This window comes from Streptomyces sp. NPDC091682 (assembly GCF_044756625.1).
GTDB lineage: Bacteria > Actinomycetota > Actinomycetes > Streptomycetales > Streptomycetaceae > Streptomyces.
Map to the genome: position 1 here is coordinate 150,005 of NZ_JBIVTH010000009.1, position 20,808 is coordinate 170,812.

General features: G+C 70.4%; 23 protein-coding genes. 18 read left to right on the plus strand and 5 right to left on the minus strand.

The window, feature by feature from the left end; genetic code table 11:
• Positions 1-39: 39 nt before the first annotated feature.
• From fmt to ACIQK6_RS22005, 7 genes are all read left to right on the plus strand, one after another.
• Positions 40-984, plus strand: a complete 945-nt coding sequence (fmt, locus tag ACIQK6_RS21975; RefSeq protein ID WP_402695288.1) for a methionyl-tRNA formyltransferase — start codon at positions 40-42, stop codon at positions 982-984.
• A gap of 93 nt (positions 985-1,077) precedes the next feature.
• On the plus strand, positions 1,078-2,553 hold the full coding sequence (locus ACIQK6_RS21980; RefSeq protein ID WP_329104051.1) for a transcription antitermination factor NusB: 1,476 nt from the start codon (positions 1,078-1,080) through the stop codon (positions 2,551-2,553).
• 429 nt (positions 2,554-2,982) lie between these two features.
• A complete protein-coding gene (gene rpe, locus ACIQK6_RS21985) occupies positions 2,983-3,669 on the plus strand; it encodes a ribulose-phosphate 3-epimerase (RefSeq protein ID WP_327386423.1) in 687 nt (228 codons plus the stop codon).
• Positions 3,670-3,793: 124 nt separating this feature from the next.
• Complete coding sequence (locus ACIQK6_RS21990; protein WP_189740535.1) at positions 3,794-4,807, plus strand: sugar-binding transcriptional regulator; 1,014 nt, start codon at positions 3,794-3,796, stop codon at positions 4,805-4,807.
• A 124-nt stretch (positions 4,808-4,931) separates the two neighbouring features.
• Positions 4,932-5,153, plus strand: a complete 222-nt coding sequence (locus ACIQK6_RS21995; protein WP_030012151.1) for a CarD family transcriptional regulator — start codon at positions 4,932-4,934, stop codon at positions 5,151-5,153.
• A 49-nt stretch (positions 5,154-5,202) separates the two neighbouring features.
• On the plus strand, positions 5,203-5,637 hold the full coding sequence (locus ACIQK6_RS22000) for a ribonuclease domain-containing protein (protein WP_329104053.1): 435 nt from the start codon (positions 5,203-5,205) through the stop codon (positions 5,635-5,637).
• Entirely contained in the window at positions 5,634-6,080 is a 447-nt protein-coding gene (locus tag ACIQK6_RS22005) for a barstar family protein (RefSeq protein ID WP_402695289.1), read from the plus strand. Before ACIQK6_RS22000 ends, ACIQK6_RS22005 begins: the two co-directional genes overlap by 4 nt.
• 83 nt (positions 6,081-6,163) lie before the next feature.
• Here ACIQK6_RS22005 and ACIQK6_RS22010 read toward each other — a convergent pair whose 3' ends face one another.
• From ACIQK6_RS22010 to ACIQK6_RS22030, 5 genes are all read right to left on the minus strand, one after another.
• Positions 6,164-6,640, minus strand: coding sequence for a group II truncated hemoglobin (locus ACIQK6_RS22010; protein WP_329104056.1), 477 nt, complete (start codon positions 6,638-6,640; stop codon positions 6,164-6,166).
• A 2-nt stretch (positions 6,641-6,642) separates the two neighbouring features.
• Positions 6,643-6,966 (minus strand): antibiotic biosynthesis monooxygenase family protein, encoded by a 324-nt coding sequence (locus ACIQK6_RS22015; RefSeq protein WP_329104058.1) that lies wholly within the window; start codon positions 6,964-6,966, stop codon positions 6,643-6,645.
• Between the two features lie 73 nt (positions 6,967-7,039).
• The gene (locus tag ACIQK6_RS22020; protein WP_329104060.1) at positions 7,040-7,549 is read right to left on the minus strand and encodes a hypothetical protein; all 510 of its coding nucleotides are present in this window, start codon (positions 7,547-7,549) and stop codon (positions 7,040-7,042) included.
• A gap of 55 nt (positions 7,550-7,604) precedes the next feature.
• The gene (locus tag ACIQK6_RS22025; RefSeq protein WP_402695290.1) at positions 7,605-9,335 is read right to left on the minus strand and encodes an FAD-dependent oxidoreductase; all 1,731 of its coding nucleotides are present in this window, start codon (positions 9,333-9,335) and stop codon (positions 7,605-7,607) included.
• On the minus strand, positions 9,332-9,598 hold the full coding sequence (locus ACIQK6_RS22030) for a UBP-type zinc finger domain-containing protein (RefSeq protein ID WP_033226151.1): 267 nt from the start codon (positions 9,596-9,598) through the stop codon (positions 9,332-9,334). The genes ACIQK6_RS22025 and ACIQK6_RS22030 overlap by 4 nt, the downstream gene beginning before the upstream one ends.
• 306 nt (positions 9,599-9,904) lie before the next feature.
• On the opposite strand from ACIQK6_RS22030, the gene ACIQK6_RS22035 reads away from it, so the two are divergent.
• Genes ACIQK6_RS22035 through glgX form a run of 11 tightly spaced genes read left to right on the plus strand, consistent with a single transcriptional unit; the run spans position 9,905 to position 20,792 of the window.
• Positions 9,905-10,729 (plus strand): type 1 glutamine amidotransferase domain-containing protein, encoded by an 825-nt coding sequence (locus tag ACIQK6_RS22035; protein WP_329104064.1) that lies wholly within the window; start codon positions 9,905-9,907, stop codon positions 10,727-10,729.
• Positions 10,730-10,771: 42 nt separating this feature from the next.
• A complete protein-coding gene (locus ACIQK6_RS22040) occupies positions 10,772-12,409 on the plus strand; it encodes a thiamine pyrophosphate-binding protein (RefSeq protein ID WP_329104067.1) in 1,638 nt (545 codons plus the stop codon).
• Between the two features lie 37 nt (positions 12,410-12,446).
• Positions 12,447-12,881, plus strand: coding sequence for a nuclear transport factor 2 family protein (locus ACIQK6_RS22045; protein WP_329104069.1), 435 nt, complete (start codon positions 12,447-12,449; stop codon positions 12,879-12,881).
• A 29-nt stretch (positions 12,882-12,910) separates the two neighbouring features.
• Entirely contained in the window at positions 12,911-13,366 is a 456-nt protein-coding gene (locus tag ACIQK6_RS22050) for a nuclear transport factor 2 family protein (RefSeq protein WP_030008817.1), read from the plus strand.
• A gap of 13 nt (positions 13,367-13,379) precedes the next feature.
• On the plus strand, positions 13,380-13,763 hold the full coding sequence (locus tag ACIQK6_RS22055) for a nuclear transport factor 2 family protein (RefSeq protein WP_329104072.1): 384 nt from the start codon (positions 13,380-13,382) through the stop codon (positions 13,761-13,763).
• Positions 13,764-13,772: 9 nt separating this feature from the next.
• Entirely contained in the window at positions 13,773-15,392 is a 1,620-nt protein-coding gene (locus ACIQK6_RS22060) for a GMC oxidoreductase (RefSeq protein WP_329104074.1), read from the plus strand.
• Positions 15,385-15,996, plus strand: a complete 612-nt coding sequence (locus tag ACIQK6_RS22065) for a DJ-1/PfpI family protein (protein ID WP_030008820.1) — start codon at positions 15,385-15,387, stop codon at positions 15,994-15,996. Before ACIQK6_RS22060 ends, ACIQK6_RS22065 begins: the two co-directional genes overlap by 8 nt.
• Positions 15,996-16,433, plus strand: coding sequence for a VOC family protein (locus tag ACIQK6_RS22070; RefSeq protein ID WP_329104077.1), 438 nt, complete (start codon positions 15,996-15,998; stop codon positions 16,431-16,433). Before ACIQK6_RS22065 ends, ACIQK6_RS22070 begins: the two co-directional genes overlap by 1 nt.
• A 3-nt stretch (positions 16,434-16,436) precedes the next feature.
• Positions 16,437-18,260, plus strand: a complete 1,824-nt coding sequence (locus tag ACIQK6_RS22075; RefSeq protein WP_402695291.1) for an AGE family epimerase/isomerase — start codon at positions 16,437-16,439, stop codon at positions 18,258-18,260.
• 37 nt (positions 18,261-18,297) lie between these two features.
• Positions 18,298-18,648, plus strand: coding sequence for an STAS domain-containing protein (locus ACIQK6_RS22080; RefSeq protein ID WP_329104082.1), 351 nt, complete (start codon positions 18,298-18,300; stop codon positions 18,646-18,648).
• Positions 18,645-20,792, plus strand: a complete 2,148-nt coding sequence (gene glgX, locus ACIQK6_RS22085; protein ID WP_329104084.1) for a glycogen debranching protein GlgX — start codon at positions 18,645-18,647, stop codon at positions 20,790-20,792. Before ACIQK6_RS22080 ends, glgX begins: the two co-directional genes overlap by 4 nt.
• Positions 20,793-20,808 lie beyond the last annotated feature (16 nt).

Here is a 20,808-nt window from a genome sequence, read left to right on the forward strand (position 1 = left end):
GGTGCGCTGCTGACAGCCGAGATAGCGAGGTAGTCCCCAGTGAAGCTCGTCTTCGCAGGCACCCCCGAGGTCGCCGTACCCGCCCTGGACGCCCTGATCGCCTCCGGGCGGCACGAGGTCGCCGCCGTGATCACCCGGCCCGACGCACCGGCCGGCCGCGGCCGCCGCCTCGTCGCCAGCCCGGTCGCCGAACGCGCCGAGGAAGTGGGCATCGAGGTGCTCAAGCCCGCCCGCCCCCGCGACCCGGACTTCCAGGCCCGACTGCGCGAGATCGGCCCGGACTGCTGCCCGGTCGTCGCCTACGGCGCCCTGCTCCCCAAGAGCGCCCTCGACATCCCCCGGCACGGCTGGGTCAACCTGCACTTCTCGCTGCTGCCCGCATGGCGCGGCGCCGCGCCCGTCCAGCAATCGATCATCGCGGGGGACCAGGTCACCGGCGCCTCCACCTTCCGCATCGAGGAAGGCCTGGACACCGGCCCGGTCTACGGCATCCTCACCGAGGAGATCCGGCCCACCGACACCAGCGGCGACCTCCTCACCCGGCTCGCCTTCGCCGGGTCCGGACTGCTGGCCGCCACCATGGACGGCATCGAGGACGGCACCCTGCGCGCCGTCGAGCAGCCCCACGACGGGATCTCCCACGCGCCCAAGATCACCGTGGAGGACGCCCGGATCGACTGGACCGCTCCCGCGATGCGCGCCGACCGCGTGGTCCGCGGCTGCACGCCGGCCCCGGGCGCGTGGACCGTCTTCCGCGGGGAACGCCTCAAGCTGATCTCGCTCGGCCTGGTGCCCGACCGCACGGACCTGGAACCGGGCGAGCTGGCCCCCGCCAAGAACAACGTGTACGCCGGCACCGGCTCGCACGCCGTGGAGCTGCTGTGGGTGCAGCCGCAGGGCAAGAAGCCGATGCGGGCCGCCGACTGGGCGCGCGGGGTGCGGATCGCTCCCGGCGAGCGCCTCGGTGGAGCCGACGTAGGCTGATCGGGGCGACGTCCGAGCGCGGACGTCCCCCCGTCCCACCCCCGCAAGACCCGTAGCACTCGTAGCACTCGTAAACCCCGGAGCACCTTTCACGTGAGCGAACAGCCCCGTCAGCCCCGTCGCAAGCCTGCCCCCGCAGGCGCGGGCGGCAAACAGGCCAAGCCCTACCGCCGGCCCCAGAAGGACCCCGTCCGGATGCTGGCCTTCGAGGTGCTGCGGGCGGTGGACGAGCGCGACGCCTACGCCAACCTCGTACTGCCGCCACTGCTCAAGAAGGCCCGACAGGACGAGAACTTCCAGGCGCGCGACGCGGCGCTGGCCACCGAGCTGGTCTACGGGACGCTACGCCGCCAGGGCACCTACGACGCCGTCATCAAGGCGTGCATCGACCGCCCGCTGCGGGAGGTGGACCCGCCGGTGCTGGACGTGCTCTCGCTCGGCGCCCACCAGCTGCTCGGCACCCGCATCCCCACGCACGCGGCGGTCTCGGCGAGCGTGGAACTGGCCCGGGTGGTGCTCGGGGACGGGCGCGCCAAGTTCGTGAACGCCGTTCTGCGGAAGATCGCCGCGCACGACCTCGACGCCTGGCTGGAGCGCGTCGCACCGCCCTACCAGGACGACGCCGAGGAACACCTCGCGGTGTACCACTCGCACCCCAGGTGGGTCGTCAGCGCCCTGTGGGACTCGCTGGGCGGCGGGCGCGCGGGCATCGAGGACCTGCTGGAGGCCGACAACGAACGTCCCGAGGTGACTCTGGTGGCCCGCCCGGGCCGGTCCACTCCGGAGGAACTGCTGGAGGCGGTCGGTGAGGACTCGGCGCTGCCGGGCCGCTGGTCCCCGTACGCCGTCCGGATGGCCGAGGGCGGCGAACCGGGCGCGCTGGAGGCGGTCCGCGAGGGCCGCGCGGGCGTCCAGGACGAGGGGAGCCAGCTGGTGGCCATGGCGCTGGCTGCCGCACCCGTCGAGGGCCGCGACGAGCGGTGGCTCGACGGGTGCGCCGGCCCGGGTGGCAAGGCGGCGCTGCTCGCGGCGCTCGCGGCGCAGCGCGGTGCGTTCCTGCTGGCCTCGGAGAAGCAGCCGCACCGGGCCCGGCTCGTGGAGCGCGCGCTCGCGGGCAACCCGGGCCCGTACCAGGTGATCGCGGCCGACGGCACCCGCCCGGCATGGCTGCCCGGCTCCTTCGACCGGGTCCTGATGGACGTCCCGTGCTCGGGCCTCGGCGCGCTGCGCCGCCGCCCGGAGGCCCGTTGGCGCCGCCGCCCGGAGGACCTGGAGGGCTTCGCGCCGCTCCAGCGCGGGCTGCTGCGCGAGGCCCTGTCGGCGGTGCGCGTGGGCGGCATCGTCGGCTACGCCACGTGCTCCCCGCACCTGGCGGAGACCAGGGTCGTCGTGGACGACGTCCTGAAGGGCCGCGGGGCGGGCCACTCCCCGGTGTCCGCGGAACTGATCGACGCGAGGCCCTTCATGGCGGGCGTCCCGGCCCTGGGCGACGGCCCGGACGTCCAGCTCTGGCCCCACTTGCACGGCACGGACGCGATGTACCTGGCGCTGCTGAGGCGCACGGCGTAGGACCGGACCCCGCCCCGCCTCCCCCCGCCCGGCCGGAACCGACCGCGATGCCGTCCGGGCCGGGCCTTGTCGGCGGGGGCGGGGGCGGGGGCGGGGGCGGGGGCGGGGGCTTCGCGGTGAGCGGGTGCCGGTCGGGCGGGGGGAGGCGGGGCGGGGGCTTCGGGGAGGGCGGGATCCTCTCGGGCGGTATCGGGGATGGGACTGACGGGAAACCCCCATACCCATCCGTGATTCAGGTCGAGAGGCTCCCGCTCATCGCGAAGCCCCCGCCGCGCCTCCCCGTCCCGCCCGGCCGGATCCCGCTCCCCGGGGTCGCTCTCGCATCACCCGGTCCCCGCTGTACCGTGCCCGGTCGTCCCGGCCCGTCGTGCGCGGGGCGACTTGCGGGGTCGTGGCCGGAACCCGGTGGGGGCATGGCAGGCTTGGGGCATGGCCGCTCAGATTTATCCCAGCATCCTGTCCGCCGACTTCGCCAGACTCGCCGAGGAGGCGAAGGCCGTCGAGGGGGCCGACTGGCTGCACGTCGACGTCATGGACAACCACTTCGTCCCGAACCTGACCCTCGGTATGCCGATCGTGGAATCCCTGAGCAGGGCCACGGACACCCCGCTGGACCTCCACTTGATGATCGAGGACCCGGACCGCTGGGCCCCCCAGTACGTGGAGGCCGGAGCGGGCTCGGTCACCTTCCACGCCGAGGCCGCCGCCGCGCCCGTGCGGCTCGCGCGGGAGATCCGGGCCAAGGGGGCGCGGGCCTCGATGGCGCTCAAGCCCGCGACGCCGATCGAACAGTACGAGGACATCCTCCCCGAGCTCGACATGTTGCTGATCATGACGGTCGAGCCCGGCTTCGGCGGCCAGCCCTTTCTCGACATCATGCTCCCGAAGATCCGCCGTACCCGGGAGCTGATCGCCAAGCACGGCCTGGAGCTGTGGCTCCAGGTCGACGGCGGGGTCTCCGCCTCGACCATCGAACGGTGTGCCGAGGCCGGCGCGGACGTGTTCGTGGCGGGCAGCGCGGTCTACGGAGCGGTCGATCCGGCCACCGCCGTGCGCACGCTGCGTGAGCAGGCGGGTGCAGCGATCGCAGCCGCGCCGTGGGCTTGCGACCACTGAACCAAGGGTTGATGAACAGCTCGGTGAACGGGAGCTGTCCAGGCTGATCAACGGCCGTCGGATCTGACAGGATGAACGGCGAGTCGAGAGTGTGAACAGCAGTGAGGAGAGCGCGGTGTCTGCAATGTCGGCGGGACGGTCAGCCCTGCGGATGGGACCCGCGGAGCTGGTGCAGGCGGCGGCCATGGCCCGCCGCTTCTACCTGGAGGGCAAGTCCAAGATCCAGATTGCCGAGGAGTTCGGCGTGAGCCGCTTCAAGGTGGCCCGGGTCCTGGAGACCGCCCTCGAACGTGACCTCGTACGGATCGAGATCCGGGTACCGGCCGAACTCGATGCCGAGCGGTCGGACGCGCTCCGGGCCCGGTACGGGCTCCGGCACGCCGTCGTCGTGGAGTCGCCCGCCGACACCACCGAGGACGCGCCCGACCCGGAGAACCTCGGCGCGGTCGCGGCCGACCTGCTGGGCGAACTGGTCAACGAAGGCGACGTGCTGGGCCTGGCGTGGGGGCGGTCGACCATTCACATGGCCGCCTCCCTGCACAGGTTGCCGCAGTGCACCGTGGTGCAGCTGACCGGCGTGTACGACGCGGGGACCGCCGAGCGGGGTTCGGTCGAGGCCGTGCGCAGGGCCGCCCAGGTCTCGGGCGGTGACGCGCACCCGATCTACGCGCCGATGCTGCTGCCCGATCCGGCGACCGCCGCCGCGCTGCGCAGCCAGACGGGGATCGCGCGCGCCTTCGAGTACTTCGACAAGGTGACGGTCGCGGCCGTGTCGATCGGCTCGTGGGAGCCGGGCATTTCGACCGTGCACGACATGCTGACCGACGAGGAGCGGGAGCACTACGCCTCGCTGGGCGTGGCGGCGGAGATGTCCGCGCACCTGTTCGATGCCGAGGGGCGTCGGGTCGGCCGGGACCTCGGCGAGCGGTGCATCACCGTCGAGGCCGACCGGCTGCGGAGGATTCCCGAGGTCGTGGCGATCGCGGGCGGGCTGCGCAAGGCCTCCGCGATCGGTGCCGTGCTGAGGTCGGGGTTGGTGACCAGCCTCGTCACGGACACGGCGGTTGCCGACTACCTCCTCACCGAGTCGGCCCCCGGGCTGCGGCCGGCCTTGGACCGGGCCGACCCGGACGACTGACGCGGTCTGACCGGGTATGACGCACCGGTGGCGGTCGCTGTTGCTGCCGCCGGTGCGGATGGTGCTGGAATTGAGATCCGAACGGCGGGCCGCGCGGCGGCCCGCGGGGCGCATACTGGGTTCAATGACAAAGTCAGCAGTACCTCGCCGCCATTTGCCGTCCAGCCCGTTCAAGGCCCCCGTGGAGCAGCCGATCCGGCAGTTCAACGTCGGCGACCGGGTTACCCACGATGAGCACGGCCTCGGCCGTGTCGTCGGAATCGAGGAGGGGATCGCTGTTCTCGTCGACTTCGGTTCGGTTCAGAAGCGAATCCTGAGTCCCTACACCAAGATGGCCGCACTCTGAGGCCACCGGGCGATTCGCTAGCGAATCGGATATTTGGCACGATCGGTGCATGATCTTTCGGAACGTGCCCCGATCGTTGCTGCGTTTGCTGGGGCCCCTGTTCCTCTGTGCCGCGCTGGTCGGTGCGGTGGGGTGTGACGGGCAGACGTCCGTACCTGCCGCCGCCTCCCGTGCGAGTGCCTCCGCCGTCCCGGGGTGGGCGAAGGGGATGGCCACCGTACGGGCCGACGGGCTGCCTCAGCAGGCCCGTGACGTGCTCGCGCTCATCGACGAGGGCGGGCCGTACCCCTACCGGCAGGACGGCACGGTCTTCGGGAACTTCGAGAAGGCCCTGCCCGCGCAGAAGCGTGGCTACTACCACGAGTACACCGTGCGCACGCCGGGGGAGCGTGATCGCGGAGCCCGGCGGATCGTGACGGGTGAGGGTGGGGAGTTCTTCTACACGGACGACCACTACGACACCTTCAAGGCGGTTCTCCGATGAGCCTGGACCCGCAGCCGCTCACCCCCGCGCTCGAAGCCGCCGAAGCGGCGGGCCGGACGGTCGTACGGCTGGACCTGAGCGGGGTACGGAGCAAGGCCGAGCTGATGCGGCGGTGCGGGGACGCCTTGCGGCTGCCGGAGTGGGTCGGCGGGAACTGGGACGCGTTGGCCGATGCGCTGCGGGACCTGTCGTGGGTGCCGTCGCCGTCCGGCGGGGGGTGGCTGGTGGCGGTGACGTCGTGGCGGGGTTATGCCGATGCTCGGCCGGGCGAGTGGGAGACGTTGGTGGAGGTGCTGGAGGAGGCCGTGGGCTTCTGGCGGGAGCGGGGGCCGTCCGGAGGTGGGGCGGGGCTGGTGGTGGTGCTGGCCGATGCCGATGCCGATGCCGGGCCGGCTACCGGGGCTCCGCCCCGGACCCCGCGCCTCAAGCGCCGGCGGGGCTGAAACGGCGCCTCGAGCAGCGCCTCAAACGCCGGTGGGGCCGGGTTGGTGGGGCGGGGGCAGGCCGCGGGGCCTGCCCCCGGGGGTCAGTCCTGGGGGGTGTTGGGGATCCAGGGTGGGGTTTGGCCCCAGGACCAGACCGGGATCTTGGCCGCGTCGACCGGGGGTGGGTTGGGGCCCGAGTAGATCAGGGCCATCCGCGTGCCCCACTCGATGTAGTACGCGAACACGCCCCGGAATTCCGGGTCCGTCGGGAGGCCGACCTCGTCGGCCGTGTCCATCAGCAGGTCCACCCAGCGGCGGCGCTGCCGTTCGGTGATCGCCCGGCCCAGGTGCTTGGTGGCCATGTGCTGGTGGCCGCCGTGGTGGGCGGTGTAGTCCGACGGGCCGCCGAAGACCTCCGACAGCCAGACCGCGACGTGCTGCGGGTGTTCGGAGTCCATGCCGGCGAAGACCGGGGCCAGGACCTCGTCCTGCAGGGCGTGGGCGTAGAAGGCGTCCGTGAGGCGGTCCATCGCCTCCGCTCCGCCCATCCACTCGTAGATGGTGGGTGTGGTGCTCATCGTTATCCGGCGGCCTTTCCCGTGCCCGCGACGCCCGTCACGAGGTAGTGCTGCATCTCTTCGATGGCCGTCACGTACGGACGGATCGCGCCGAAGAAGGCGGGGAAGTGCTCGCCCTTGCGGAACCCGTTCAGGTGGTCCTCGATCGAGGTCCAGCGGATCCGCAGGATGTAGCGCTCCTTCTCCTCCTCGCAGCGGGCCAGCTCGTAGTCGATGCACTCGGGCGAAGCGGCCAGGGACTCGGCGGCCCGGGCGTACGCGTCCTCGAAGGCCGACTGGTCGTCCAATGCGATCCGGTAGCGGATGTATTCGACGGTGGTGGTCATGGGTGCGTGCCTCTCCCTGGGTGTCGGTCGTCGCCAGCCTTACTCGATCACGCGCCGCCGTGGGGCGGATTCCTCATTCGGACCCGGACTTCATGGAGTCGGTCGGTTCGGAGACGTCGGGTCCCTGGGCGCGGACCCGCTGGACCTCGTCCAGGGAGCCGCGCAGCTCGGTCAGCCACTCGTCCGTGTTGCGGCCGACGAGTCGGACGCACCAGGCGAGGGCGTCGGCCCGACTGCGGGCCACGCCGCCGGCGACCAGGGTGTCGAGCACCTGGCGCTCGGACTGGCGCAGACGGGTCATCACCGGGACGGCGAGGTGGGTGAACAGGGTCGTCTCCCCACCCACCCGCACGCCCCAGGCGACCTTCCGGCGGTAGAGCTCTTCGGCCTCGCGGGCCACTTCGACGCGCTGTTCGCGGGTGCGTTCGCGGAACTCCTTGACCGATTCGGCCGCCGGTATGACGCCGACGACCGTGATCTCCTCGCGGTCGAGGGTGACCGAGTCCAGGGACTCGTAGACGTCGACCGGCAGGCGCTCGGCGAACCACGCGCGGAGCTGTTCGCTCTGTTCGGCTGTAATCATGTAATCAACGTTGCATCCGCTGCGCCCTTGATCGCAAGGCGCGCGGCGTTCGCTCTCAGCCCATCGAGCGGTAGCGGTGGATCAGCGAGACGGCCATGGCTCCCTCGCCCACCCCCGAAGCGACCCGTTTGACCGAGTGGGCGCGGACGTCGCCCGCCGCGAAGACTCCCGGGACGCTCGTCTCCAGGGGGTACGGGGCGCGCTCCAGGCTCCACTCGGCCGGCAGTTCGCCGCCGTTCGAGATCAGGTCCGAGCCGGTGAGGACGAAGCCGTACTCGTCGCGCTCGACGACCCCCGCGAGCCAGTCGGTGTGCGGGCGGGCGCCGATGAAGGTGAACATGAAGCGGGCCGGGACCTCGGTGTCCTCGCCCGTGTCCGCATCGTGGAGGGTGAGGCGTTCGAGGTGCTCCTCGCCGTCCAGTCGGACCACCGTCGTGCGCACCTTCACCTCGATGTTCGGGGTGCGGTCGATCTCGTCGATCAGGTAGCGGGACATGCTCGCGTCCAGGGAGGCCGCGCGGACCAGGATGGTCACGCGGGCGGCGTACTTGGCGAAGTGCACCGCCGCCTGGCCCGCGGAATTGGCCCCGCCGACGATGAACACGTGCTGGGAGATGCAGGCGGAGCTCTCGGTGGTGGCCGCGCCGTAGTAGAGGCCGGCCCCCTCGAAGCGGTCCGCGCCGGGGGCCTCGAGGCGGTTGTACGAGACCCCGGTGGCCAGCAGCACCGTCTCGGCGGAGATCTCCGTGCCGTCCGCCAGGGTCAGGATCTTGGCCGGGTCGTCCCGGGTCAGCGAGACCACCTCCACGGGGTGCAGGATCTCGGCGCCGAACCGGGAGGCCTGGATGGTGGCCCGGCGGGTCAGGTCGCCGCCCGAGAGGCCCGAGGGGAAGCCGAGGTAGTTCTCGATCAGGCTGGACGTGCCCGCCTGGCCGCCCGGGGCGCGGGAGTCCAGCATGAGGGTCGACAGGCCCTCCGAGGCCGAGTAGACGCCCGCCGCCAGGCCCGCCGGGCCCGCGCCGACGATGACGCACTCGTAGTGCGGGCGGGAGGCGGTGGTCGCCAGGCCCAGGCGCTGGGCGAGTTGGGTGTCGGTCGGAGCCGAGAGCACCGACCCGTCCGGGAAGCGGACGAGGGGGAGCGCCCCGTCGGGCTGGGCGGCGATCAGGGTCAACGCCTCGGGGTCCCGTTCGACGTTGAGGAAGCGGAACGGCTGGCCGTTGCGGGTGAAGAAGTCCCGCACGGCGTGGGTGCCCGGGGAGACGAGGTGGCCGGCGACGATGATCCCGTCGTACGCCGGCCGGTAGGTGGCCAGCCAGTCCGACAGCAGGTCGTCCAGGACCGGGAAGAGCCGCTCGTGCGGCGGGTCCCAGGGCTTGAGCAGGTAGTAGTCCAGTCGGACCCGGTTGATGGCGGTGATCGCGGCGTCGGTCTCCGCGTAGGCCGTCAGCAGCACGCGGCGGGCGTCCGGGAAGCGGCTGACCGCCTCCAGCAGGAACTCGACGCCGGTCACGTCCGGCATGCGCTGGTCCACGAGGAACAGCGCCGGGTCGTGGCCGCGCTCGTCGAGGGAGTCCAGGATCTTCAGGGCGTCGGCCGCCGAGGAGGCGCCGAGCACCCGGTAGCGGTCACCGTAGGCGCTGCGCAGGTCGCGGCGGACCGCGCGCAGCACCTGCGGGTCGTCGTCCACGGCGAGGATGACCGGCTTCTTGTGCTCCGCGCGTTCGGCGGCCGAGGACGCAGAGGTGGCGGTGGCGGCGGCGGAACCCTCCGGGGCCGCGCTCATGCCGGGTCCAGCATCAGCTGGTCGGCGTAGCACCAGGCCCAGTCCTCGCCGGGCTCGTGGGAGGCCGCGATGGCGTGCTCGGTGGTCCGGTAGTGCCGGGTTGCGTGACGGTTCCTCGACGAGTCGCAGCATCCGACGTGCCCGCAGCTGAGGCACATCCGCAGGTGCACCCAGGTGTCGCCGGCGATGAGGCACTCCTCGCAGCCCACGGCCGTGGGTTTCACCGGACGTATCTGATCGATGTGTGTGCACAACAGGTCCATCGTCATCGTCCCCGTCCCTCTCCTCGTGCTCTTGCCCGTGCTGTTGCTCGTTCATCAAGTCGGCTCGTGCGCCTCTGATTCACGGCGCGTCCAGACCATAGGGCGGAGCCACCGGAACGGTTCATCGATTCGGCCGAAGTCAGGTAGTCCTGAGGCTACTTCCTGACGTCTGCGGACGACTTCCTGAGGTGCTGCCACGAGCTGGCCCGCTACCTCACGAAGTCGCACACCAGCGCTTTGACGAAGCCCCTGGGCGCGGCCAGTGTGGGGAACGCCAACGACAACAGGCGGCGCCTGGAGGAATACGTGAGCAGAAGGATTCTGGTCATTGTCTCCGAACACGGATACTGGGCCGAGGAACTGATAGGCCCCGTATCGAAGTTCGACGAGCGGGGCTACGAGGTCATATTCGCCACGCCGACCGGAAAGCGTGCACACGCTCTTCCGCCGAGCCTCGACGCGAACTACATCGATCCCCCGCTGGGACGCTCGGTCACCACTGAGGAGAACGCCCGGCTGGGTCGGGAGTTCGAGCAGTCGAGCCGGCTGGACTCGCCGCTCGACATCGAGGCGTGGGTCCCCGAGCGTCCGTACACGAGCGACGAGGGCTATCTGCCCAAGCTGGAGCAGTACCACCGCGATCTCGACAAACTCGACGCCGACATCGCCGGGTACGACGCGATCCTCATCGTCGGCGGCAGCGGCCCGATCGTGGACCTCGCCAACAACGAGCGCGTGCACGCCCTGATCCTGGCCTTCCAGAAGGCCGGCAAGGTCGTCGCCGCCGAGTGCTACGGCGTCGCCTGCCTGGCCTTCGCCCGGGACTGGGGCGACCGCCGGAGCATCATCTGGGGCAAGCACGTGACCGGCCACTGCAAGGAGTACGACTACAAGGACGGCACCGGATTCCTCGGTACCGACTTCAACATGGGGCCGCCGCCGTATCCGCTGGAGTACATCCTGCGCGATGCGACGGGCCCGCGCGGCGCGTACCACGGGAATTTCGGCAAGCCGGTATCGGTCATCGTCGACTTCCCCTTCGTCACCGGACGCTCCACCCCCGACTCGTATCTCACGGGGCAGAAGATCGTGGAAGTCCTGGAGGACGGTCTCACCCGATACGGCTGGTGATCCCGGAAGCCGCAGGGAAATCTCAGAGTTGAGGGGGAATTCATGGAAGCCACTCCCGGACGGGAAAGGCTGATCGAGCAGTTCAAGGCCGACGGCCTGAAGGTGATGTTCGGAAATCCGGGGACGGTGGAACAGGGATTCCTCGACGCGGTGGACGCGGCGGAGGACTTCACCTACGTCCTCGCCCTCCAGGAGACCGTGGCCGCCGGCATCGCCGACGGGTACGCCCGGGCGACCGGCGGGGCGGCGCTGCTCCAGCTGCACTCCGGCGTCGGCCTGGGCAACGGCATCGGCATGCTCTACCAGTCGCTGCGCGGGCACACCCCGCTCGTCGTGGTCGCCGGTGACGCCGGGGTGCGCTACGACGCCATGGACGCGCAGATGGCATGCGACCTGGTGGCGCTGGCCAAGCCGGTGACCAAGTACGCGACCCGGGTCACCGACCCGCGGTCCGTGCTCCGCACCGTCCGGCGGGCGGTGAAGATCGCGCTCACCCCGCCCCGCGGTCCCGTCTTCGTGGCGCTGCCCATGGACGTGCTGGACGAGCTCAACTCCGAGCCGGTCCTGCCCTCCACGCAGGTGCTCACCGACGTGTCGCCCTCGCCGGCCTCGGTGGGGCGGGCGGCCGAGCTGCTCGCCTCCGCCGAGCGGCCGATCGTGCTGGTCGGGGACGGGGTCGCGCTCTCCGGGGCGCAGCACGAGCTCGTCGCCGTCGCCGAGCTGCTGGGCGCCGACGTGTACGAGGTCGACTCGTCCGAGGTGAACATCGCGGCCTCGCACCCGCTGCGGCGGGGCCAGACCGGGCACATGTTCGGCCCGCACAGCAAGGAGCTCGTCGGGGACGCCGACGGGGTGCTGATCGTCGGCACCTATGTCTTCCCGGAGGTCTTCCCCGAGCTGGAGAGCCCCTTCCGGGCGGGCGCCAAGGTCGTCCACATCGACCTCAACGCCTACGAGATCGCCAAGAACCATCCGGTGGACCTGGGCCTGGCCGCGGATCCCAAGCAGGCGCTGCGCGCGCTGGCCGGCGTACTGGAGCGGCGGCTCGGTCCGCAGCAGCGGGCCGTGGCGGCCGCGCGCCTCGACGTACGGACCCGGGAGCGGGCCCGCGCGGTGCGCTCGGCCCCGGACGACGGCACGCCGATGGCCGTCTTCCTGAAGACCCTGGCCGAGCGCACCGGCGGGGACCTGATCGTCTTCGACGAGGCGCTGACCACCTCGCCGCTGGTCACCCGCTACCTGCCGGCGGAGCGCCCCGGCGACTACCACCTCACCCGGGGCGGCTCGCTCGGCGTGGGCTTCCCGGGCGCGGTCGGGGCGAAGTTGGCCCGGCCGGAGCGGCTGGTGGTCGGCTTCGCGGGCGACGGCGGGTCCATGTACACGTACCAGGCGCTGTGGACGGCGGCCCGGCACGGCATCGACGCCAAGTTCGTGGTGTGCAACAACCGCAAGTATCGGCTGCTGGACGACAACATCGCCCAGTACTGGCGGGAGCGGGACATCCCGGAACACGGCTTCCCGCACTCCTTCGACCTCTCCCACCCCGAGATCGACTTCGCCGGGCTGGCCCGGTCGCTCGGCGCCGGTGGGATGCGCGTGGAGAAGCCGGACGAGGCGGTCGCCGCCGTGGGCCGGATGCTGTCCCACCCCGGACCGTTCCTCGTGGACGTCCAGATCTGACCAGAGCACTCACGCAGCACGGACAGGAGGAGAGCGCATGCCCGCCGAGCGGCAGCTGACCGAGGACGCGATCCGCAGTTTCGCCGAGAACTGGTACGTGGCGCTGGACCAGCACGTGGGTCTGGACGACGTGCTCGCCCTGATCACCGAGGACCTGGAGTTCAAGGTTCCCGAGGACACCTTCCTCGGACACGAGGGGTTCGGCCGCTGGTACGCGGCCGTGACCAACCGCTTCTTCGACGAGGTCCACACCGTCACCAAGGTGGAGCCCGTCATCGAGGGCGACCGGGCGGTCGTCCGGGTCCTCGTCAACTGGCAGGCGAAGATCTGGGACCCGCCAGCCGCCCGCAGCCAGTGGCTCGGCTTCGACGCCGACCAGACCTGGACGGTCGTGGCCGGTCCGGACGGACCGCTGATCAAGCAGTACACCGTCAACGACCTGGCGCCGATGCCCGGTTCCGGCTCGCTCTGAGCGCGCGCGCCGACGAAGGAGGAGCGACGATGACCGAAGTGACACGGGAGCGGGTCGAGGCGGCTTACGCCGCCCTCGGCTCCGGCGACCGGGCGCGCATCCTCGAGTACTACTCCGAGGACCTGCGCTGGCTGGTGCCGGGCAGCCACCCGCTGGCCGGCTGGTACGAGAGCCTGGACGCCTTCCTGGAGCTGATGGGGCAGACCCACAAGCTCACGGGCGGCACCTTCCGGATGGACATCCAGGCCGTCCTCGTCGGCGAGGACTGCAGCGCCGACGTGTGCCGCAACGTGGCCCTGCGGGACGGCGCGGACGAGACGAGCACGTCCCCGTACGAGCGGATGGACTACCCGGTCTTCCACTTCATGCGGTGGCGCGGCGGCCGGATCGTCGAGGGCCGGGACGGCCTCTTCGGGGACTCGGCGACCGCCTTCAGCCAATTCTGGGCGCCGTTCGCGCCGGACGGAACCCGCAGGGACCGATAGGGGGTCGAACGCGATGGACCGATACGAGAGCCACACCGAAATCCTTCGGAAGTACTACGAGTACGCCAACGCCGGGGACTGGGACCGCTGGTGCGACCTGTTCGCCGACGACCAGGTGATGGACGAGCAGCTCGCCGGCCACATCGAGGGTCTGGAGGTGCTGCGCTCGATGATGAAGGGCATGGGCACGATGTACCGGGCCTTCCGGAACGAGCCCGTGCACTTCCTCGTCGACGGTGAGAAGGCCGCGGCCGTCTCGCACCTGACCGCGGTCAGCGCCTCCGGCGAGGCCATCGAGGCCGAGGTCATGAACTTCTTCCGGATCGTGGACGGAAAGATCGCCTACATGGCGAACTACCACGACACGGTTCCCTTCCAGGTGCTGAGCCAGGGCTGAGGGGGAGCCGTGAGCGTCGAAGAGTACGACTACGTCGTCGTGGGATCCGGCACCGCCGGCAGCGTGCTGGCCGACCGGCTCTCCGAGGACCCGGACGTCTCCGTGCTGGTCCTGGAGGCGGGCGGCCCCCGCATCCCGCCGGAGGTGGACGATCCGTCCTCCTGGTACAAGCTCCTCGGCGGGCCGGTGGACTGGGGCTACACCAGTACCCCGCAGCCCGGACTCGGTGGCCGCCGGACGTACGAACCGCGCGGCAAGGCCCCGGGCGGCAGCAGCAACCTCTACATCATGATGCACATCCGCGGCCACGCCTCGGACTTCGACAACTGGGCCTACCAGGGCGCCGCCGGCTGGTCCTACGAGGACGTGCTGCCCTACTTCGCCCTGTTGGAGGGCCAGGAGGACGTCACCGCCGCCACCACGGGCACCCGCGGCCCGCAGCGGATCACCAACGCCGGCCGGCACGGCCCCAACCCGGTCTCCCGAGCCTTCATCGACGCCGCCGTCGAACTGGGCCACCAGGAGATCGCCGACTTCAACACGGACGGCCCCCGGCGCGGCCTCTTCGGCACCGGCTGGCACCACATCGACGTGGCCGACGGCCGCCGCCAGGGCACCCTGGCCGCCTATCTGGAGCCGGCGCTGCGGCGCGCCAACCTGACCCTGCGCACCAACGCGCAGAGCACCCGGCTGCTGCTCGACGGGGACACCTGCACGGGCGTCGAGTACGTCCAGCTCCAGCCCCCCGCCACGCTTTCGGACAGCGACGCCCCGGGCCGCACCGTCCGGGACGGCCACAGCAGCGTCGCGGCGCCCGGCCTGCACACCGTACGGGCCCGCCGAGAGGTGATCGTGGCGGCCGGGGCGATCGAGTCCCCGAAGCTGCTGCTGCTCTCCGGCATCGGCCACCCGGAGCAGCTGCGCGAGCACGGCATCGAGGTCACCGCGGCCCTGCCCGGGGTCGGCGAGAACTTCCACAACCACGTCCTGACCGGGCTGATGGCCGAGGTCACCCAGGAGCTCCCGCCGCCGGCGCAGAACCTGTCGGAGAGCGCTCTATTCCTGTCCTCGCGGCCCGGGCTGCCCGCCCCCGACCTGCAGATCGCCTTCGTCCACGTGCCGTTCGACGTGATCGTCGGCCGGGACCACCCCAACACGGTGTCCATCCTGCCCGGTGTCGTACGGCCCGTCTCGCGCGGCTCGATCAAGCTGGCGAGCGCCGATCCGCTGGCCCACCCGCTGATCAACCCGAACTACCTGGGCGACCGGTGGGACCTGGAACGGATGGTGCAGGGCATCAAGATCGCCCGGGACATCTTCGCGACCTCCGCCTTCTCGCCCTGGTACAAGCAGGAGCTGCAGCCCGGCCCCGGCTACGCGAGCGACGACGACCTGGCGACCTTCGCGAAGCAGAAGTCGGAGAGCTACCACCACCAGGCCGGCTCCTGCCGCATGGGCATCGACGACTTCTCCGTCGTCGACCCCGAGCTGCGGGTGCACGGCGTACGCAACCTGCGCGTGGTCGACGCGAGCGTGATGCCCGCGGTCCCGTCCGGCAACTGCCATACCGCCATCGCGATGATCGCCGAGCGCGCGGCGGACTTCCTGAAGGGAGCCTCCCGTGTCTGACGCGGTGCTGCGCGAGGGCGCGCTGTCCGGGACCCGGATCGCGGTCCTGGTCGAGAGCGACTACTACGAGCCGGAGATCTTCTACTACCAGCACCGGTTCGCCGAGGAGGGCGCCGAGGTCGACTTCCTGACCCGGTTGTGGGGCAACGACTCCATCACCTTCACCGGACACGAGTACCGGGCGCCCTTCACCGCCACGCAGTCCCTGGAGGGGCTGAGCGACGCGGAGCTGCGCCGGTACGCGGCGATCATCGTGCCCTCCGGCATGGTGGCCGACCGGCTGCGCTACACCGAGGACGTGGACGTCCTCGCCCCGGCGACCGAGCTGCTGCGCCGGGCCTTCGAGGAGCCGACGGTCCTCAAGGGGATCATCTGCCACGGAATGTGGCTGGCCTCCTCGATCCCGGACAAGATCCGGGGCCGCAAGGTGGTCTGCCACAACAACCTCATCGGTGACGTCCGGAACATGGGCGGCGAGTACGTCGACGAGGACGTGGTGGTCGACGGGGACCTGGTCACCGGCCGCACCGGAGCCCACCACCACCTGTTCGCCCGCCGGATCATCGAACTGATCGCGGCCGGCCGGGGCCGGGGGGCCGGCTGATGGCCGCCGGGCTGCGGTGGTCCCACGTGGGCCTGAACTGCACGGACCAGAAGACCACCGAGGAGTTCTACACCCGGTACTTCGGCTTCGCCCGGGCCCGGGTCGTCGACCTCGGGGAGGCTCAGATCGTGTTCCTGCGCAAGGGGGACGCGTACTTGGAGCTCTTCGCGGCCGGCGGGACCGAACCGGCCCGCCCGGCGCACGAGGACGGTCCGGGGGCCCCCGGACGGATGCGCCACCTGGCCTTCCAGACCGACAGCGTGGACGCGTTCCTGGCCGAGCTGGGCGACGCGGCGGAAGTGACCCTGGGACCGCTGGACTTCGACGACTTCATCTGCGGCTGGCGGACCGTGTGGGTCCGCGATCCCGACGGGGTCATCGTCGAGGTCAGCCAGGGGTACGAGGACGACGGCTCTCACGACAAGGACGGTGCGTGACCCATGGCTGACGCCGTGACCTTCTCCTTCTCCGACACGATCGCGGGATACGTCACCCGCTTCGACTCCGGGGCCCGGTTGCTGGGGCTGAGGACCTCCGACGGGCGCGAGTTCGACGTCTCCCTCGCCGGTGACCCCAGCGCCGAGCTGGTGCGCAACCTGGACGAGCCCTACATCGACGCCTCCGGGCACATCGACGAGATGCTCTCGCCCGGGCGGTTCCTCTTCGTCTACGGGGTGCACTACCCGGAGCGCGGCGGGAGCTTCGACGCCAAGCGCCTGGTCTTCCTGGGCCGCGGGTCCGAGGACTACCGGTTCGAGGAGCCCAGCTGGTGGATCAAGCAGATCGAATCCCTGGCCGACTTCTACAAGCGGGCGCAGTTCGGCGACGGGCCGGTGGACTTCACCGAGTACCGCACCGAGATCCGGCTCGGCGGCGACAAGACCGCCAGCCACGTCCAGGAGACCGACACGATCTCCCGCCTGGTCTACGGCATGGCCTCGGCCTACCTGCTGACCGGCAAGGACGAGTACCTGGAGGTCGCCGAGCGCGGCACCGAGTACCTGCGCAAGCACATGCGGGTCGTGGACAGCGAGGAGGACGTGGTCTTCTGGTACCACGGCATCAGCGTCGACGGGGACAGCGAGCGCAAGCTCTTCACCTCGGAGTTCTCCGACGACTACGACGCGATCCCGATGTACGAGCAGATCTACGCGCTGGCCGGCCCCATCCAGACCTACCGGGTCACCGGCGACGTCCGGATCAAGAACGACGCGGACGCCACCATCAGGCTGTTCGACAAGTTCTTCTTCGACCCGGAGCAGGGCGGCTACTACTCGCACATCGACCCGATCCTCTTCAGCGCCGACCACGAGTCCCTCGGTGAGAACGCCGAGCGCAAGAACTGGAACTCGGTCGGCGACCACGCGCCCGCCTACCTGATCAACCTGTACCTGGCGACCGGCGACCAGAAGTACGCCGACTTCCTCGAGTACACCTTCGACACCATCGCGGACAAGTTCCCGGACTACAAGAACAGCCCCTTCGTCCAGGAGCGCTTCTTCCGCGACTGGTCGCACGACACCGCGCACAGCTGGCAGCAGAACCGCGCGGTGGTCGGCCACAACCTGAAGATCGCCTGGAACCTGATGCGGATGAACTCGCTGAAGGCCAAGCCCGAGTACGAGCAGCTCGCCAAGAAAATCGGCGAGATCATGCCGGCGGTCGGCAGCGACGTGCAGCGCGGCGGCTGGTACGACGTCGTCGAGCGGATCAAGGAGGGCGACCAGGAGGCGTACCGGTTCGCCTGGCACGACCGCAAGGCCTGGTGGCAGCAGGAGCAGGCGATCCTCGCCTACCTCATCCTGAACGGCACGGTCGGCGGCGACGCGAACCTGCGCGAGGCCCGGCAGGCGCAGGCCTTCTACAACACCTTCTTCCTCGACCACGACGAGGGAGCCGTCTACTTCAACGTGCTCGCGAGCGGTACGCCGTACCTGCTCGGCACCGAGCGGCTCAAGGGCAGCCACTCGATGTCCATGTACCACTCGGCGGAGCTCTGCTACCTCTCCGCCGTGTACAACAACCTGCTCATCAACGGCCGGGAGATGGACTTCCACTTCCAGCCCGACCCGACGAACCTGCCCGACCGCATCCTGCGCGTCTCGCCCGACCTGCTTCCCGCCGGTTCGGTGAAGATCGCGTCCGTGGAGATCGACGAGAAGCCGTACACCGACTTCGACGCCGACGCCCTCACCGTCCGGCTGCCCGACGTGCAGGGCCGCGTGAAGGTCAAGGTCCGGCTTCGTCCGGTCGCCAAGAAGTAGCGCTCAACGGGGGGCGCCCCAACTAGAGGGGAATGCAATGACTCTCAACGTCAAGGAACGCCGGAACAAGACGGGCACCGTGCTCGTCGCCACCGGCGAGATCAACAGCGAAACATCCGGCTCGCTGCTCCAGGCACTGCTGCCGCTGGTCCGCGAGGGCAAGCCGCTGAAGATCGACCTCACTGCGGTCACCTACGTCTCCAGCGCGGGCCTGCGCACCCTGCTCGTGGTCTACCGCGAGGCGCAGCACGCCGGCGTCGCCGTCACCCTCTACGGGGTGAGCGAAGAAGTCCGGTTCGTCATGTCGGCCACCGGGTTCCTGGACTTCTTCGAGACCGGCGAGGCCGTCGCCGCGGCGGCCAAGGCCAAGGCCAGGGCCGCGCGATGACCGAGACCCGGTCCGAGCAGGTGCTGCGCGTCGACGCGTACCCGACCCACGAGGTGGGCGGGTACCGCGTCCGCGCGGGCAAACCGTTCCCCTTCGGGGCCAACGTGGTCCCCGGCGGGGTCAGCTTCTCCGTCTTCTCCGACCAGGCCACCTCCATGACCCTGGTCATCTTCAAGCGCGGAGAACCCGAACCCATGGCCGAACTGGAGTTCCCCGAGGAATTCCGCACCGGCAGCGTCTTCGCCATGACCGTCTTCGGCCTCGACCACGAGAACATCGAGTACGGGTACCGGGCCGACGGCCCCTACGACCCGGTCACCGGCCACCGCTTCGACGCCCGGCAGATCCTCTCCGACCCCTACGCCCGGCTGATCGCCGGCCGCGACGTGTGGGGCGTGGAGCCGGACCGCAGCCGCGGCTACCAGTACCGCTCCCGCGTCTGCCTCCAGGACTTCGACTGGGGCGACGACACCCCGCTGGGCATCCCCGCCGAGGACCTCGTCGTGTACGAGACCCACGTGCGCGGCTTCACCCGGCACCCCTCCTCGCAGGTCACCGCACCCGGCACCTTCGCAGGCCTGCGCGAGAAGATCCCGTACCTGAAGGAACTCGGGATCAACTGCATCGAGCTGCTCCCGGTGTTCGAGTTCGACGAGAGCGACAACCCGCGCACCAACCCGGAGACGGGCGAGCAGCTCTTCGACTACTGGGGCTACAACACCGTCTCGTTCTTCGCGCCCAAGGCCGGCTACGCGGCCACCGGACGCTACGGCATGCAGGGCGACGAGTTCCGCACCCTGATCAAGGACCTGCACGCGGCCGGCATCGAGGTCATCCTCGACGTCGTCTTCAACCACACCGCCGAGGGCAACGAACAGGGCCCGACGATCTCCTTCAAGGGGCTCGACAACGCCACCTACTACATGCTCACGCCCGAGGGGTACTACTTCAACTTCAGCGGCACCGGCAACACCGTCAACTGCAACCACCCCGTCGTGCGCAACTACGTGCTCGACTGCCTGCGCCACTGGGTCGCCGACTACCACATCGACGGCTTCCGCTTCGACCTGGCGGCCATCCTCGGCCGGGCCCTGGACGGCACCCCGCTGCCCAACCCGCCGCTGCTGGAACTGCTCGCCTACGACCCCGTCCTGCGGCACACCAAGCTCATCGCCGAAGCCTGGGACGCCGGCGGCCTCTACGAGGTCGGCAACTTCCCGGCCTACGGCCGCTGGGCCGAGTGGAACGGCAAGTACCGCGACACCGTGCGCAGCTTCCTCAAGGGCGACCCCGGCGTCACCGGCGAGCTGGCCACCCGGATCGCCGGCTCGCCCGACCTGTACGCCACCCGCGGCACCGCGGCCTCGGTCAACTTCCTGACCGCGCACGACGGTTTCACCCTCGCCGACCTGGTCTCCTACAACGACAAGCACAACGACGCCAACGGCGAGCACAACAACGACGGCGCCAACGACAACAACAGCTGGAACTGCGGCGCCGAGGGACCCACCGACGACCCGGAGATCAACGCGCTGCGCACCCGGCAGATGAAGAACGCCCTCGCGATCCTCTTCACCAGCCAGGGCATCCCGATGCTGCTGGCCGGGGACGAGGTCGCCCGCACCCAGCAGGGCAACAACAACACCTACTGCCAGGACAACGAGCTCTCCTGGTTCGACTGGGACCAGGTCGACGACAACGCCGAACTGCTCCGGTTCACGCGGGAGATGATCGAGTTCCGCAAGCACCACCGCGAACTGCGATCCACCGCCCACCCCACCGGCCAGGTCCGCGAGCACCTGGGCCTGCCGGACATCAGCTGGCACGGGGAGCGGGCCTGGCAGCCCGACTGGTCGGCCGAGAGCCGGCTGCTGGCGGTGGCCCGCTGCGGCACCGGCGACGACGACGTGGTGTACGTGGCCATGAACGCGCACTGGGAGTCGCACGACCTGGAGCTGCCCGCCCTGCCGGGAGGCCGGAGCTGGCACCTGTTCGCCGACACCGGGGCCGAAGCACCGTACGACATCCGCACCCCCGGAGCCGAGCAGGAGCTGGACAACGCCGGGAAGTACCTGATCGGCCCGCGCTCGGTGGTGATCCTGGTGGGCCGCACGAACGCTTCCGAGGACCTCGACACGCCCTGACCGAAGGAGACCTGAC

What these genes read in the sequence shown, in the direction of transcription:
- ACIQK6_RS22080 (WP_329104082.1), top strand. Translation starts at nt 18,298, where the DNA reads ATGACTCTCAACGTCAAGGAACGCCGGAACAAGACGGGCACCGTGCTC.
- ACIQK6_RS22015 (WP_329104058.1), bottom strand. Translation starts at nt 6,966, where the DNA reads ATGACCACCACCGTCGAATACATCCGCTACCGGATCGCATTGGACGAC.
- ACIQK6_RS22020 (WP_329104060.1), bottom strand. Translation starts at nt 7,549, where the DNA reads ATGATTACAGCCGAACAGAGCGAACAGCTCCGCGCGTGGTTCGCCGAG.
- ACIQK6_RS22005 (WP_402695289.1), top strand. Translation starts at nt 5,634, where the DNA reads ATGAGCCTGGACCCGCAGCCGCTCACCCCCGCGCTCGAAGCCGCCGAA.
- ACIQK6_RS22045 (WP_329104069.1), top strand. Translation starts at nt 12,447, where the DNA reads ATGCCCGCCGAGCGGCAGCTGACCGAGGACGCGATCCGCAGTTTCGCC.
- ACIQK6_RS22030 (WP_033226151.1), bottom strand. Translation starts at nt 9,598, where the DNA reads ATGGACCTGTTGTGCACACACATCGATCAGATACGTCCGGTGAAACCC.
- ACIQK6_RS22070 (WP_329104077.1), top strand. Translation starts at nt 15,996, where the DNA reads ATGGCCGCCGGGCTGCGGTGGTCCCACGTGGGCCTGAACTGCACGGAC.
- ACIQK6_RS21990 (WP_189740535.1), top strand. Translation starts at nt 3,794, where the DNA reads ATGTCGGCGGGACGGTCAGCCCTGCGGATGGGACCCGCGGAGCTGGTG.
- ACIQK6_RS21995 (WP_030012151.1), top strand. Translation starts at nt 4,932, where the DNA reads ATGACAAAGTCAGCAGTACCTCGCCGCCATTTGCCGTCCAGCCCGTTC.
- ACIQK6_RS22000 (WP_329104053.1), top strand. Translation starts at nt 5,203, where the DNA reads ATGATCTTTCGGAACGTGCCCCGATCGTTGCTGCGTTTGCTGGGGCCC.
- ACIQK6_RS22040 (WP_329104067.1), top strand. Translation starts at nt 10,772, where the DNA reads ATGGAAGCCACTCCCGGACGGGAAAGGCTGATCGAGCAGTTCAAGGCC.
- ACIQK6_RS22075 (WP_402695291.1), top strand. Translation starts at nt 16,437, where the DNA reads ATGGCTGACGCCGTGACCTTCTCCTTCTCCGACACGATCGCGGGATAC.
- glgX (WP_329104084.1), top strand. Translation starts at nt 18,645, where the DNA reads ATGACCGAGACCCGGTCCGAGCAGGTGCTGCGCGTCGACGCGTACCCG.
- ACIQK6_RS22025 (WP_402695290.1), bottom strand. Translation starts at nt 9,335, where the DNA reads ATGAGCGCGGCCCCGGAGGGTTCCGCCGCCGCCACCGCCACCTCTGCG.
- rpe (WP_327386423.1), top strand. Translation starts at nt 2,983, where the DNA reads ATGGCCGCTCAGATTTATCCCAGCATCCTGTCCGCCGACTTCGCCAGA.
- ACIQK6_RS22050 (WP_030008817.1), top strand. Translation starts at nt 12,911, where the DNA reads ATGACCGAAGTGACACGGGAGCGGGTCGAGGCGGCTTACGCCGCCCTC.
- ACIQK6_RS22010 (WP_329104056.1), bottom strand. Translation starts at nt 6,640, where the DNA reads ATGAGCACCACACCCACCATCTACGAGTGGATGGGCGGAGCGGAGGCG.
- ACIQK6_RS22055 (WP_329104072.1), top strand. Translation starts at nt 13,380, where the DNA reads ATGGACCGATACGAGAGCCACACCGAAATCCTTCGGAAGTACTACGAG.